This window comes from Actinoplanes sp. GCM10030250 (assembly GCF_042666575.1).
Classification (GTDB): Bacteria; Actinomycetota; Actinomycetes; order Mycobacteriales; family Micromonosporaceae; genus Actinoplanes.
The window spans coordinates 60468-74729 of sequence record NZ_JBHTDO010000048.1; the positions used below are offsets into that span (position 1 = coordinate 60468).

At 69.7% G+C, this 14262-nt stretch carries 11 protein-coding genes; 9 read left to right on the top strand and 2 right to left on the bottom strand.

Going from position 1 to position 14262, the window contains the following annotated elements:
• Positions 1–369 precede the first annotated feature (369 nt).
• The gene (locus ACFQV6_RS39480; protein ID WP_378032835.1) at positions 370–1515 is read left to right on the top strand and encodes an alkaline phosphatase; all 1146 of its coding nucleotides are present in this window, start codon (positions 370–372) and stop codon (positions 1513–1515) included.
• A 152-nt stretch (positions 1516–1667) separates the two neighbouring features.
• On the opposite strand, the gene ACFQV6_RS39485 is transcribed toward ACFQV6_RS39480, so the two are convergent.
• Together ACFQV6_RS39485 and ACFQV6_RS39490 are read right to left on the bottom strand one after the other, a co-directional pair.
• Complete coding sequence (locus tag ACFQV6_RS39485; RefSeq protein WP_378032836.1) at positions 1668–2642, bottom strand: lipoprotein; 975 nt, start codon at positions 2640–2642, stop codon at positions 1668–1670.
• A gap of 80 nt (positions 2643–2722) precedes the next feature.
• The gene (locus ACFQV6_RS39490; protein WP_378032837.1) at positions 2723–3781 is read right to left on the bottom strand and encodes an MBL fold metallo-hydrolase; all 1059 of its coding nucleotides are present in this window, start codon (positions 3779–3781) and stop codon (positions 2723–2725) included.
• Between the two features lie 150 nt (positions 3782–3931).
• On the opposite strand from ACFQV6_RS39490, the gene ACFQV6_RS39495 reads away from it, so the two are divergent.
• The 8 genes from ACFQV6_RS39495 (at position 3932) to ACFQV6_RS39530 (ending at position 14133) form a co-directional block, all read left to right on the top strand.
• Entirely contained in the window at positions 3932–4996 is a 1065-nt protein-coding gene (locus ACFQV6_RS39495) for a LacI family DNA-binding transcriptional regulator (protein ID WP_378032838.1), read from the top strand.
• Positions 4997–5184: 188 nt separating this feature from the next.
• Positions 5185–6513 carry an ABC transporter substrate-binding protein gene (locus ACFQV6_RS39500; protein ID WP_378032839.1) on the top strand — a complete coding sequence of 443 codons (1329 nt, stop codon included), beginning with the start codon at positions 5185–5187 and terminating at the stop codon, positions 6511–6513.
• A 77-nt stretch (positions 6514–6590) separates the two neighbouring features.
• Positions 6591–7481: a carbohydrate ABC transporter permease gene (locus ACFQV6_RS39505; RefSeq protein ID WP_378032840.1), complete on the top strand. Its 891-nt coding sequence runs from the start codon at positions 6591–6593 to the stop codon at positions 7479–7481.
• On the top strand, positions 7478–8329 hold the full coding sequence (locus tag ACFQV6_RS39510) for a carbohydrate ABC transporter permease (RefSeq protein ID WP_378032841.1): 852 nt from the start codon (positions 7478–7480) through the stop codon (positions 8327–8329). The genes ACFQV6_RS39505 and ACFQV6_RS39510 overlap by 4 nt, the downstream gene beginning before the upstream one ends.
• A gap of 11 nt (positions 8330–8340) precedes the next feature.
• Positions 8341–10473 carry a beta-galactosidase gene (locus ACFQV6_RS39515; RefSeq protein WP_378032842.1) on the top strand — a complete coding sequence of 711 codons (2133 nt, stop codon included), beginning with the start codon at positions 8341–8343 and terminating at the stop codon, positions 10471–10473.
• A complete protein-coding gene (locus ACFQV6_RS39520; RefSeq protein WP_378032843.1) occupies positions 10470–12254 on the top strand; it encodes an RICIN domain-containing protein in 1785 nt (594 codons plus the stop codon). The genes ACFQV6_RS39515 and ACFQV6_RS39520 overlap by 4 nt, the downstream gene beginning before the upstream one ends.
• A gap of 92 nt (positions 12255–12346) precedes the next feature.
• On the top strand, positions 12347–12964 hold the full coding sequence (locus ACFQV6_RS39525) for a hypothetical protein (RefSeq protein WP_378032844.1): 618 nt from the start codon (positions 12347–12349) through the stop codon (positions 12962–12964).
• Positions 12961–14133 carry a PrsW family intramembrane metalloprotease gene (locus ACFQV6_RS39530; RefSeq protein ID WP_378032845.1) on the top strand — a complete coding sequence of 391 codons (1173 nt, stop codon included), beginning with the start codon at positions 12961–12963 and terminating at the stop codon, positions 14131–14133. The genes ACFQV6_RS39525 and ACFQV6_RS39530 overlap by 4 nt, the downstream gene beginning before the upstream one ends.
• Positions 14134–14262 lie beyond the last annotated feature (129 nt).

A 14262-nucleotide genomic window follows, 5' to 3' on the forward strand; every position in this document is an offset into this window, starting at 1 on the left:
TCAGTGCCAGCCGAGCCACCCGGCTGGTGCTCAGTGGGGCTGCGTGCCCGTTTTGTGCCCGCTGAGCGCCAGCCGAGCCACCCGGCTGGCACTGAGCGGGCCGGGGTGGAAGGGGAGGGGAGGGGCAATTGCCTCATAGGTGACGGGGGGCGTGCGGTTGGCGGGGGTGGCGGCGTTTACTCGATATCGAGGACCTCCGATTCATCGATGACGCTGGAGGAGGACACGATGGGACGTGGTGTGCGCTGGTTGGCCGCGCCGACAGTGGCGGGAATGCTGGCTGCGGCGGGGTTGATCGTGATGAATCCGCTGACGCAGGCGGGTGCCGGGCCGCAAGGGCAAGGGCAAGGGGAGGGGCAGGGGCGTGGCGTGCCCCGGAACGTCATCTTCATCAACGGGGACGGTATGGCGGCGGCACACCGGGAAGCCGCCCGCCTCTTCTACGCCGGGCTCGACGGCCAGCTGACCATGGACCGGCTGCCGGTCTCGGGGCAGTTCACCACCAGTCCTGACGACCCGGACACGGCGATCACCGACTCCGCCGCGGGTGCCAGCGCCTGGGCCACCGGCGAGCGGACCTACAACGGTGCGATCAGCGTCGACGTCGACGGGAACCCGCTGCCGACGCTCGGTGCGCAGGCGAAGGCGGCCGGGAAGGCGACCGGGCTGGTCACCACCGCGCAGGTCACCGACGCGAGCCCGGCGGCGTTCTTCTCCAATGCTGTGGATCGGGCGGCGCAGGACGACATCGCGCGGCAGTACGTCGAGGTGACCAAGCCGGATGTGATCCTCGGCGGCGGGGAGGACTGGTGGTTGCCGGCCGGCACGCCGGGCGCTTACCCGGATCAGCCGGCCGAGGATCCCACCGAGGGTAGCCGCGGCACCAAGGGGAATTTGATCGCGCAGGCGCGTGCGGACGGCTATCGCTACGTCTCCACGCCCGCCCAGCTAGCCGCCGCCGGTCGGGGTAAGTTGCTCGGCCTCTTCGCGAACCAGGAGATGTTCCAGCAGCGTGAGGAGGGTCAGGGCGACATTTACCGCCCGGTGGTCAGCCTCGCCGACATGGCCCGCAAGGCACTGCAGAACCTGTCCGGCGACCGGGACGGCTTCTTCCTGCTGATCGAGGAGGAGGGTGTCGACGAGTTCGCGCACCGCAACAACGGGCAGCGCACGCTGCAGGCGATGGGCGAGCTGGACAAGGCGGTCGCCGTGGCACGGGCCTACGCCGCGTCGCACCGCGACACCCTCGTCGTGGTGACCGGTGATCACGAGACCGGCGGCCTGGCGGTCGAGGACGTCGACACCGAGGACGAGTCGGGGACCGGCACCTCCGCCGAGGACGGACCATTCCCGGTCAAGGGCACCGATTTCCAGTTCTACATCGACTGGACGACACCCCAGCACACCGGCCAGGGCGTTCCGGTCACCGCGTTCGGACCGCTCGCCGAGAAATTCACCGGCAAACATCCCAACACCTATGCGTACGACGTCCTGCAACCGATCCTGACCCGCTGAGCCAAGCAACCGACTGGCCGAGCAGCGAAGCGGCCAAGACAGCCGAGCGGCCAAGACAGCCGAGCGGCCAAGACAGCCGAGCGGCCAAGACAGCCGAGCGGCCAAGACAGCGCAGCGGCCGGGCCCCGGGGAGAGGGCCCGGCCGCACGCGCTCAGTTGACGGCCAGGCTCGACTTGGCCAGCTCGTACGCCGGGAGCACGTTGGCGTACTCGTCCGCACCGAACGGCGCCAGCTTGACCACCACGGCGCCCTTCGCGGTGTTCAGGGCGAAAGCCGAGTATTTGCTCTCGTGCTCCAGCACCTTGTTGTAAACCTCGTAGGTGACCTCGGCAGCCGCTTCCCCGCCGATGGTCACCTCCTTGTACTCCGCCTTCTTCAGCTCGGAGTTGCCGTTCTTGCGCGCCTCCGGGCTTTCCGACTCGACGAACTTCTCCAGGTGGCTGCGCGGGGTGCCCTTCAGGCCCGGTGCGAGGTGGACCCGCAGGAAGCCGACCTCACCGGCCGGTTTCGCGTCGATCTCGCACACCACCTCGAACGGGCCGATGCGGTAGAGCTCGGCGAGTTCACCCTGCTTGGCCAGGTCGACGGCGGACGGCTTCCAGAGGGCGACCAGGTCGAATGAGATCGGCAGTTCGCAGGCGCTGCCGGCCGGGCCCACCCGGGTGGTGGGCGTGCCGGGGGCGGCGGTCGGGGTGAGGGCCTCGGCGCAGACCTTCTCGAGGTCGGCGGCAGCGGCGTCCCACTCGGGGTCGTCGAGGGCGGTCGGGTCGGCGGCCTTGGACATCTTCTCGGCGGACCCGGCCTGGCGTTCCAGGGCGGCGCCCAGCGCCGGGTCGGTGGCCTTGGCGGCCTGTTCGCGGGCCTTCGCCGCGTAGTCGGTCAAAGCCTTTCGTGCCCCCGCGAAATCGTCCTTGGCCCCGCTGTTGATCGCGCTGCTCAGGATTTCCTTGAACAGCGCCCGGTACGGCTCGACCGCGGCCGTGCACTCGTCGGCCGACACCGACGTGCTCGCCGACGACGCGGGCGCGGCCACTTCGGCCGACGTCGTCTCGGCGGGCCCGCAGCCGGTCAAAAACAGCAGGGACGCGGCCACGGCCACGGCGGTGCGTTTCTTGGTGATCTCCACGAGGACCGAAGCTTAGACGGCGGGTGCGACAGGTCTCGGCGGAGACCCGCGGGACGACTCGGCGCAGTCACGCAGCGGAGTCACGCGACCAGCTGCCACCACGGGTCGACAGCGGGTGGCTCGTCCACGTTCACGCGCTCGCCCGGCCGCGGGATCGCCAGCCGTACGTCATGGTCCTTCGCCGCCCGCCAGGTGCGGTCGGCGGGGTCCGCCCAGGAGTGCAGCGCCAGGTCGAACGTCGCCCAGTGCACCGGGATCAGCAGCCCGCCGCGGACGTCGAGGTGGGCACGCACCCCGTCCTCGGGGAGCATGTGGATGTCCGGCCAGGCTTCGTCGTACGCGCCGACCTGAACCAGCGAGACGTCGAACGGACCGTGCGCGGTCCCGACGTCGCTGAAGCCGGGGAAGTAGCCGGTGTCGCCGGAGTAGAACGCCCGGTGCGCCGGGCCCTTGATCACCCAGCTGGCCCAGAGGGTCTCGTCGCGGTGCAGTCCGCGGCCCGAGAAGTGCCGTGCCGGGGTGGCGGTCAGCTCCAGCTCGCCGGCGCGGGTGCTCTCGTGCCAGTCGAGCTCGGTGATCCGGCCGGCCGGTACACCCCAGTGCTGCAGGTGCGCGCCGATGCCGAGCGGAACCACGAACCGGACGTCCTGGAGTGCGGAGAGTTCCTGGACGGTCGCCATGTCGAGGTGGTCGTAGTGGTCGTGGGAGATCACGACGGCGTCGATCGGGGGCATTTCGCGCAGGGTGATCGGCGGTTCGTGCAGCCGCTTGGGGCCGGTCAGGCGGCTGGGGGAGGCCCGGCGGCTCCACACCGGATCAAGCAGTACCCGGTGGCCGTCGAGCTCGACCAGCACCGAGGAGTGGCCGTACCAGGTCACGTGCAGACCGGCGGCGTCGCCGTCCGCTGGGCCGAGCAGGGGGACCGGCTGGTGCGGGCGGCGATCCTCGCGCCCGGTCATCGAGGCGAAGGCGACCCGGGGCATCGCGGCGAGGTTGGCGGTCGCGGTCGGCATGATGTTGCGGAACCTGCCGTGCGCGTACTGCATGGAGGATTCGATCCGGGCCAGGCGGGCGCCCGCGGGGCGCGCGCCGATCTGCGCGGACAGTTCGGTGATGGGCCAGACGTGTTTGTCAGTCACTGATCCGTCGTCCCTTTCTGCCGGGTTCGGGGGGCACCGAGCCACATCGGTACGCGAGCCACGCACTTGAGGGGTGGCAGAAACTCTTGACTTCGGCGGTGACTACGTAGACATTGTGACTACGTAGTCACCACGATGATCGGAGAACCGGTGGGAGACACGGGGTTGAAGCGCCACGGCCGGGACCGGCGTCCCGGCGGCAACGACGTCGCGCGCCTGGCCGGTGTCTCGCAGAAGACCGTCTCGCGCGTCTTCAACAACGAGCCGAACGTCACCACCGACACCCGCGAACGGGTGCTCGCCGCCGCGCAGCAGCTCGGATACCGGCCCAACGGAGCGGCCCGGGCCCTGCTCACCGGCCGCACCTACCGGCTCGGCGTCGTCGCGCTCGGCACCTCGCACTTCGGGCCGTCGTCGCTGCTGGTGGCGCTCGAGCGGGCCGCCCGCAGCATCAACTACGCGCTGAGCATCGCCAACTCCTTCGAGGACGACCCGTCCGGGCTGGCGGAGGCGGTCGACAACCTGCTCGCCCAGGGTGTCGACGCGATCATCCTCTCCGAGCCGGTCGACGACGGTGAGGAGCCGCTCGTGGTGGACGTGCCGGTGCTGACGCTGGGCGCGGCGCCGGTGGTGCACGCGCCGACCGTGCTGTCCGTGCGGGCGGCCGAGGGCGGTGACGCCGCAGCCGCCGCGACCAGGCACCTTCTGGACCTCGGCCACCGCACCGTCCACCACATCGCCGGGCCGCAGCGCTGGTGGGCCGCCCGGGAGCGGCTGGAGAACTGGCGTCACACGCTCGTCGCCGCGGGCGCCGACGTGCCGGAGGCCGCCGAGGGTGACTGGACGGCCGCCCGCGGGTACGAAATCGGCAAGGTCCTCGCCCGCGACCCGGGCGTCACAGCGATCTTCGCGGCCAACGACGAGATGGCGATCGGGGCCATCCACGCCCTGCACGAGGCGGGCCGGCCGGTGCCGGGCGAGGTCAGCGTCGTGGGCTTCGACGACATCCCGGTGGCCGCCCACGTCTGGCCACCGCTGACCACTGTCAGTTCCGACAACGCCGAGCTCGCCTCGGTGGGCCTGAACTACCTGGTCGACTACCTCAACCAGCCGGACAGCCCACCAGCACCGCCGCCCAAGCACGTGCACAACCTGGTGATCCGCGACTCGACAGCCCATCCGCCCGCAACAGAGAAGGGGGACACGCGGGCCTGACGAAAAAAGTCGGCCACACCCAGCGACGGATGCGGCCGACGTAGAAGCCACCCCGCTCCCGGCACCCAGCCTGCCAGCTGCGCCGGGAGTCGTCTCGACGTGCGCGAAAACGCTCGTCGACCAGCACGGAGGAGCTATCTCCCATGCCGACTTCCATTCAGCATCTTAACCGCCGCAGGTTGCTGGCAGTGACCGCAGCCGCCGTCGCGGCCGTCACTCTGGCCGCCTGCTCGGGCTCGTCACCCGGTCCCGCCGCGGCCCCGGCCGAGCCGGTCAGCCAGGCCGGCATCGACAAGGCCATGACGACACCGACCACGCTCACGTTCTGGACCTGGGTCCCGGACATCGACAAGGAGGTGGCCCTCTTCGAGAAGAAGTACCCGGCCATCAAGGTCGACGTCGTCAACGCCGGGCAGGGCCTCGACGCCTACACGAAGCTGCGCACCGCGCTGAAGGCCGGAACCGGAGCGCCGGACGTCGCCCAGATCGAGTACCAGTACATTCCGACCTTCTCGATCACCAAGAGCCTCGTCGACCTGCGGCCGTACGGCGCCGCGGCGAACCAGTCGAAGTTCGTCGACTGGACCTGGAGCCAGGTGACCGGCCCGAACGGCGAGATCCTCGCCTACCCGCAGGACACCGGCCCGATGGGCATGCTCTACCGCGCCGACCTCTTCGAGAAGCACGGCATCGACGTGCCGCAGACCTGGGACGACTTCGCCGCCGCCGCCCGCAAGCTGCACGCGGCCGATCCGTTGGTCCACCTGACCAACATGGCGGCCAACGAGACCGCCGGCTGGCACGGGCTGATGTGGCAGGCCGGCTCCAAGGCCTACACGGTCGACGGCACCACGCTCGGGCTCGCCGTCAACGATTCCGCCTCCAAGAAGGTGGCGAGTTACTGGGGCGGGCTGGCCGCGGAGGGTGTGGTCTCCACCGATCCGGACTTCACCGACAACTGGTTCCAGGGCTTCAACAGCGGCAAGTACGCCACCTGGCTGACCGCGGCGTGGGGCCCGGTCTTCCTCAGCGGCAGCGCGAAGTCGACGGCAGGCAAGTGGCGCGCGGCGCCGCTGCCGCAGTGGGACGCCGCCAAACCGGTCTCCGGGAACTGGGGCGGGTCCACGACCGCGGTCATCACCGGTACGAAGAACCCGATCGCCGCGGCGAAGTTCGCCGAGTTCCTGAACACCGATACCGAGACCACGACGATGTTCAGCACCGTCCAGAACTTCTTCCCGGCGACCAAGGGCCTGCTGGCGGACCCGTCGTTCACCGGCCTCAAGTCCGAGTTCTTCGGCGGCCAGGAGGTCAACAAGCTCTTCGCCGGGATCAGCGGCACCGTCGACGTCGGCTGGCAGTGGCCGCCGTTCCTCGACCAGGCGACGAAGGACTGGACCGAGACGGCCGGCAAGGCGCTCACCGACTCCGGCGATGTCGCCGCGGCCACCGACGTGTGGCAGTCGCGGCTCACCGCGTACGCGAAGGATCAGGGCTTCACCGTCAGCGCCGGCTGAACCGGCGGGTTTCCGCGCGCCCGGCGTGCCGGAAGCCCGCCACCGATCCCACCCCGCCCAAAGATGTGAGCTCTGCCATGACCACAAGGACGGCGCGCCGGCCGCAGGCCGGCAACCGCGCCTATCTCTTCATCACCCCGTTTCTCGTCTGCTTCGTGCTGCTGTTCCTGCTTCCTCTCGGGTACGCCGGATACCTCAGCCTCTTCAAGGACCAACTGGTCGGCGGCACCGTGTTCGTCGGGCTGGACAACTACGTGCGCGCGCTGCAGGACGAGCAACTGCTCGACGGCGTGCTGCGGGTCGCCCTGTTCTTCCTGATCCAGGTCCCGATCATGCTGCTGGTCGCGCTGGGTGTCGCCCTGGCCGTAGACAGCGGCCTGCTGCGGCTGGCGAACGTGTTCCGGCTCGGCGTCTTCCTGCCCTACGCCGTGCCGAGCGTGGTGGCCGCCCTGATGTGGAGCTACCTCTACGGTCCCGATTTCGGCCCGTTCACCCAGCTGGGCGAGCGCATCGGCTTCACGGCACCGCGGCTGCTCAGCGACGGCTGGATGCTCGCGTCCCTCGGCAACGTCGTCACGTGGGAGTTCGCCGGATACAACATGATCATTCTGTACGCCGCCCTGCGCACGATCCCCGCCGAGCGCTACGAGGCCGCGGCGGTCGACGGCGCCGGCCCCTGGCGGACCGCCTGGCACATCAAGATCCCCGCGCTGCGCCCGGCGCTGCTGCTCTGCCTCATCTTCTCGGTGATCGGCAGCTTCCAGCTGTTCGCCGAGCCCAACCTCATCCAGCGGCTCGCCCCGACGGTGATCAACTCGTCCTACACCCCGAACCTGTACGCCTACAGCCTCGCCTTCACCTCCCAGCAGGTGAACTACGCGGCAGCCGTCTCGTTCCTCCTCGGGTTCGTGATCCTGGTCGTCTCGTACGCGGTGCTGTTCCTGACCAATCGGAGGCCCCGCCGGTGACCACCCGCCGGAGCAACCTGCTCACCCTCGGCATGTCGGCGCTGCTCGTGTACTTCCTGTTCCCGCTCTTCTGGCTCGTCATCGCCGCCACCAAGAACACCGGCGACCTGTTCTCCACCTTCGGACTGTGGCTCGGCAACGACTTCTCCCTGCTCGGCAACATCCGCGCCACCCTCACCCACAACCACGGCGAGTACGCCCGGTGGATGGCGAACACCCTCGTCTACGCGGTCGTCAGCTCCGTCGGAGCGGCCTCACTCGCCACCTTCGCCGGTTACGGCTTCGCCCGTTACACCTTCCGCGGCCGCGGACCGCTGCTCGGCCTGATCCTGGGCACCATCATGGTGCCGACCACCGCCCTGGCCATACCCACCTACCTGCTGTTCAGCAAGGTTGCCCTGGTCAACACGCCGTGGGCGATCATCCTGCCGTCGCTGGTCAGCCCGTTCGGCCTGTTCCTGATGTGGGTCTACGCCCGGGACGCGATCTCCGACAGCGTCCTGGAGGCGGCCCGCATCGACGGCGCCGGCGAACTGGCGATCTTCTTCAGGGTGACGCTGCGCAGCCTCGTGCCCGGGTTCGTCACGGTGCTGCTGTTCACGCTGGTGGCGACGTGGAACAACTACTTCCTGCCGCTGATCATGCTCAACGATCCGAGCTACTACCCGATCACCGTCGGCCTCAGTTCCTGGTCGGCGCAGGCCGTCGGCGGCAACGGCTCGAACGCCGAGCTGCTGGCCTCGGTGGTGACCGGCTCCCTGCTGTCGATCATCCCGCTGATCGCCGCCTTCCTCCTGCTGCAGCGGTACTGGCAGTCCGGCCTGTCCGCGGGCGCTGTCAAGGAATGACTGGAGTTCGTATGCCTGAGCTGCCGAACCACGTCCTCTTCGGGGCGGCCTACTACCACGAGTACCAGCCCACCGACCGCCTCGAGCGTGACCTGGATCTGATGGCCGAGGCCGGTTTCACGGTCATCCGCGTCGGTGAGTCGGTGTGGTCGACCTGGGAGCCGGAGGAGGGCCGGTTCGACCTCGACTGGCTGTCACCGGTCCTCGACGGCGCCCACCAGCGGGGGATCGCGGTCATCCTCGGCACACCGACCTACGCCGTGCCGCCGTGGCTGGCCCGGCTCTACCCGGAGATCGCCGGGGAGCGGGCTTCCGGCAGGCCGATCCCGTGGGGCGCCCGGCAGGAGGTGGACTTCACCCACCCCGCGTTCCGGTACCACGCCGAGCGGATCATCCGCCGCATCGCCGGCCGGTACGCGGGGCACCCCGCGGTCATCGGCTTCCAGGTCGACAACGAGCCCGGCCTCGAACTGCTGCACAACCACGGGATCTTCCAGCGCTTCACCGACCACCTGCGCCACGAGTACGGGACGGTCGAGAACCTCAACCGGGAGTGGGGTCTGGTCTACTGGTCGCACCGCCTGTCCACCTGGGCCGACCTGTGGCGTCCCGACGGCAACGCCCAGCCTCAGTACGAGCTCGCCTGGCGCGGATTCCAGGCCCGGCAGACCGAGGAGTTCATCACCTGGCAGGCCGGCATCGTCCGGGAGTACGCGACCGGGGCGCAGTTCGTGACCACCTGCCTGGCGTACGACCGGCCCGCCCTGGACGACGACCGGCTCTCCGAAGCCCTCGACATCACCGCCGCCAACGCCTACTACGTCATGCAGGACGGGCTCGCCCTGCCGGACCGGCGTACGCCGGCGCAGACCTGGACCACCGACGGCACCTGGGCGCTTTACCTGAGCGCCGACCGGATGTACTCGTCCAAGCAGGCCCCGTTCCTGATCACCGAGACGAACGCCTCGCACATCGGCTTCTCCTGGGACAGCCGGCCCGCCTACGACGGCCAGTGGCGCCAGGCCGCCTGGGCGCTGGTCGCCCGCGGCGCCCGCATGATCGGCTACTGGCACTGGCACACGCTGCACTTCGGCACCGAGACCTACTGGGGCGGCATCCTCCCGCACAGCGGCGAGCCGGGCCGCACCTATGCCGAGCTGGCCCGGCTCGGCGGCGAGTTCCAGCAGGCCGGTGAGCTTGTCGCCGGGCTGACGCCGGACGCCGACGTCGCCCTGCTCTTCTCCGTGCCCACCCGCTGGATCATGCAGAAGTACCCAGCTCTGTCCCATCCCGACGGGACCCCGGACGAGCGCGCCTATCAGGGGCTGGTCGAACCGTTCTACCGCGGGGCCTTCGACGCCGGGCTTCAGGTACGGGTGGTGCACGCGACCCGGCTCCCGGAGATCGCCGAGGCCGTCCGGCAGTTCCCGGTGCTGATCGCGGCCGGCCTGTACCTGACCGACGACGAGACGCTGGACTGGCTGCGCGACTACGCGGCGGCCGGCGGCCACCTGATCCTCGGGCCGCGTACGGGTTACGCCGACCAGGAGGCACGTGCTCGTACCGACCGCATGCCGGCCCGTCTCGCCGAGGCCGCCGGCGCCTGGTACGACGAGTTCAGCACCATCCACACCCCGGTCGAGGTGACCTCGGCCGACCCCGGTGCGCTGCCGATTCCGGACGGTTGTGCGGCGACCCGCTGGGTCGACGGGCTCACCGTGGACGGTGCGACGGTTCTCGCCCGGTACGAGCACCCGCACCTCGGCCGCTGGCCGGCCATCACGACCCGGGTGACCGGCCGGGGACGGATCACCTACGTCGGCACCGTGCCGAACCCGGAACTGGCGGAAGCTGTCCTGCGGTGGGCGGGCTTCGGGCGTACCCCTGCATGGAGCGACCTTCCCGCGACCGTGACCTCGACCGGAGCCACCGCTGCCGACGGAAGTCGGCTGCGTTTCGTGCACAACTGGTCCTGGACGCCCGCCGCCTTGAGCGTGCCGGTCGACTGCCGTGACGTGCTCACCGGCAAGCCACTCGCGGCCGGCACCGACCTTGAACTCGCCGCGTGGGACGTCCGCGTCCTCGTCGAGCAGCAAGCCCCGGCCGCACCGTCCTCGCGGCCCGGCGGAAAGGAACAGTCATGAAGGTTCACCTGAGAAGAGCGGCTGCGGTACCGATCGCCCTGCTGCTCGCCGTGGCCTGGGCGGCGCTACCCGCCCGAGCCGCGAGCCCGACACCGCAAACGCTCTACCAGCTCCCCGGCAACGCGCAGTGCACCAAGGGCTTCGGCAACTGCGTGGTCTATCCGAAAGCAGCCGCCCTGCCGAGCGGCCGGCTGGTGGTCGCGTTCGAGAAGGCGACGGTCGGCCCGACCGGCAGCGCGGTCCGCCAGGTCATCCCGGTCCACCGCAGTGACGACGACGGCAAGACGTGGCAGTGGCTGTCCGACGTCCCGGCGCCCGCGTTCGCGTCCAGCAACCCCGCTCACGCGAAGTACACGAGCAGCTGGACCAACCCGTACCTCTACGTCCTTCCGCAGAACGTCGGCAGCCTGACCGCCGGCACGCTGCTGCTGTCCAGCGTGGTCAGCGGCGAGGACGTCTATTTCACCGAGCAGAAGGCGGCGAATCCGAGCTGGACGCCGACGAACGACGGTGACCGCCGCGACATGGCGATCGCCCTCTACTCCAGCACGAACCAGGGTGCCTCCTGGAACTTCCTCAACATCGTCACGACCGGCGGCTGGCAGGGTGGCAGCGCGGGCGCCGTCGGCCAGCGGATCGCGAATGCCAACACCTATCGGCAGGTCGACCCGGTGTGGGAGCCCTACCTGATGGTGTACGGCAATCAGCTTGTCGCCTACTACTCCGACGAGAACGACTACACCGGCTACAACACGTCCACCGGCGTTCTGACGCAGCGGGCCGACAACGGGACGGCCGGCGACTCGCACGGGCAGATCCTCGCCCACCGGACCTGGAACGGCAGCACGTCCAGCTCGTGGAGCGCACCCGTGCTGGACGTCGCCGGGCTCACCCAGAACGCCGGTGGGGTCAACCAGATCGGCGGCGGGCGCCCGGGCATGCCCAACGTCGTGCCGACCAGCGACGGCCGGTGGCTGCTGACGTACGAGTACTTCGGTGGCGGCGACAACGTGCACTACAAAGTCTCGTCGAACCCGCTCGACTTCCACTCGGTCGGCGGCGCTGCCGGAACCAACATCACCGCTCTGCCGGTCACGTCGGGGTCGCCCGCGGTCGCGCCGGGGGGAAGTCCCGTTGTCATCCGCCTGCCGGACGGGCGGCTGATCTACAACTCGAACGGCAGCGGCGATGTGTGGGTCAACCCGAGCGGCAGCAGTACGGGCGCGTGGACCCGGCAGCTCACCACTGTGGAGGCGGGATACAGCCGGAACCTGACGTACGTGCCGCGGACCGGGCGGGTGCTGATCGTGACCGGACTCACCACCATCCGGCACGCGGATCTGGACTTCGGGCGCTCGGCGGGGGCGTACTACAAGCTGGTCAACCGCAGGAGCGGGAAGGTTCTCGACACGAGCGGTGCGGGGCTGGCCGACGGTACGAACCTGGTGCAGTGGGGTGACAACGGCGGTCACAACCAGCACTGGCACGTCGCCGACATCGGCGGTGGCTATCGGACGCTGCTCAACCGGAACAGCGGGCGGGCGGTGTCGATCTGGCAGACCGGTACTGCCGACGGGGTACGGGCTGTGCAGTGGGTGGAGAACGGCGGGTTCGATCAGGCGTACACGGTCGAGCCGGTCGGCGCCTACTACGAGGTTCGCGCCCGGCACAGCGGCAAGCTGCTGACCGTCACGGGCGGTTCGGCGGCCGACGGCGCCCAGGTCATCCAGTGGCCCGACCAGAACCTGACCGAACAACAGTGGTCGATGGTTCCGGCCTGAACCAGGTGAGCGGGGCCACCGGCGACGAGCCGGTGGCCCCGGGTAACACTTTGTGCCTTCCGGCGATCGGCCCCGGCGTGCCAGGGTGAGTCATGGTCAGCACCTGGATACCTGTGGAGCGGCGGTGGCTGGGACTCGACCGGCGTACCCTGCTCCCCGGCTTCGTCGTCCTGTTCCTCGCGATCGCACTGCGCGGGCTCCTCCCGCTGATCGATCAGGCGGTCCCCGGCAACGACGTGATCAAGCCGGGCGATCGGATCAACCTGGACGGTGGCCTCACCGTCACGCCGCCGGTCGGGTGGCAGCTGACCGACGGCATCCTGGTCGGCGAGAACACGGTGCAGCCCGGTGCCGGTTCGCCCACCGCGTCGGTCGTGCAGAAGGGCGTCGGCGCGCAGATGCGGGTCGCACCCTTCAGCGGCGACGCCGAAGCCCTGCTGGACCAGGTGATCAGCAACGACAGCAAGTCCGGCCAGCAGCCGCAGTTCGCTGTCACCGGCAACCGCGGATCGGTGACGGCGACCGGCGGCATCACCGGCGCGGTCGAGGACTACACCAGCACCTCCGGCGACGGGATCCTGGCCGCCTACACCTTCACCGACGGCCGGGGCCTGGTCGTCAACGTCATCGGCACCGGCAACCAGCTCGCCGCCCACTCCGCCGAGATCGACGCGATGCTGCGCAGCGTGAGCCTTCAGGAGCAGTCGTGACCACCACAGTCGACACCGCCGTGACCTCCCGCGCCGCCGCCCTCGACGCGTCCGGCTGGGGCATCCGCTTCCGGCTGGTGCAGGTACGCAACCTGTGCTTCTGGGTGTTCGCCGTCGGAGTCCTCGGCGGCATCTACGAGATGTTCCGCTACTACGGTCCCGGCATCAGCTCCTACGGCACCGGCCTGCGCCTCGGCGTCGTCGCGTTCGGCATCTACACCGTGCCGTGGCTGATCCTGCTGGCGTACCACAACCGCTACACCCGCCTGCCCGGCAACCTGCTGCTCGCCGCGTTCGCCTGGGGCGCGGCCGCCGCCACGTTCTGGATCGCGCTGCCGGCCAACGGCGCGTTGCTGTCGCTCTACGGCAAGGCGTTCGGCCAGGCGTGGGTCAGCGACTGGGGCGCCGGTCTGACCGCCTCGATCAACGAGGAGATCGCCAAGGGACTCGCGCTCATCCTGATGATCGGGCTCGCGCCCCGGCTGGTCCGCAGCCCCTTCGACGGTTTGATCATCGGTGCCTACACCGGGCTGGGATTCCAGATCTCCGAGGACATTCTGTACGCCTACAACAGCACCGCCGGCAACTTCGGCGCCGACCAGGCCGGCTCGGTCTGGTCCATCGTGCTGGCCCGCAGCACGTCCGGACTGTTCGGCCACGTCCTGTTCAGCGCGGTCTTCTGCTCCGGCATCATGTGGCTGCTCGGCCGCGGCGAGCGCAGCCACCGGCTCCGCGGAGTGTTGCTGATGCTGGGCGCGATGGCGGCACACGGCCTGTGGGACAACATGAGCGCCCTCGGCTGGCAGCTGGCCGGAAACTTCGGGGTCCTACTGCTGTGGATCATCGTCCTGCCGGGGGCCGACCTGCTGCTGTTGTGGCTCGCGTTCCGCCTGGCCGTACCCCAGGAGCAGGCCTGGCTGCGCGCCATCCTGGCGCCGGAGACCGAGACCGGGCTGCTGACCGAGGCCGAGGTCACGGCCGCCGCTGGTGGCTGGCGAACCCGCCGCCGCTACCGCAGAGCCCAGTCCGGCCACCACGGACGGCAACGGGCCAAACACCTCCTCGCCGCCGCCAACGACCTCGCCGAGGAGATCGCCCAGGCCGGCGGCCACAACACCCAGCGAGTCGACCACGCCCGCTCCGAAATCACCCGCCTCCGCACCACCTGACCCCGCTCACGCCCAGCCGGTTGGGTCGGCTGGCGCTCAGGGGTGCTTTTCCCAAGGCCGCGAAGTTAAGGGGTTTTGGTGGGTGGCAACACTCGTCCGGTGGATATGAGTGCATAAGGAACGGGACCT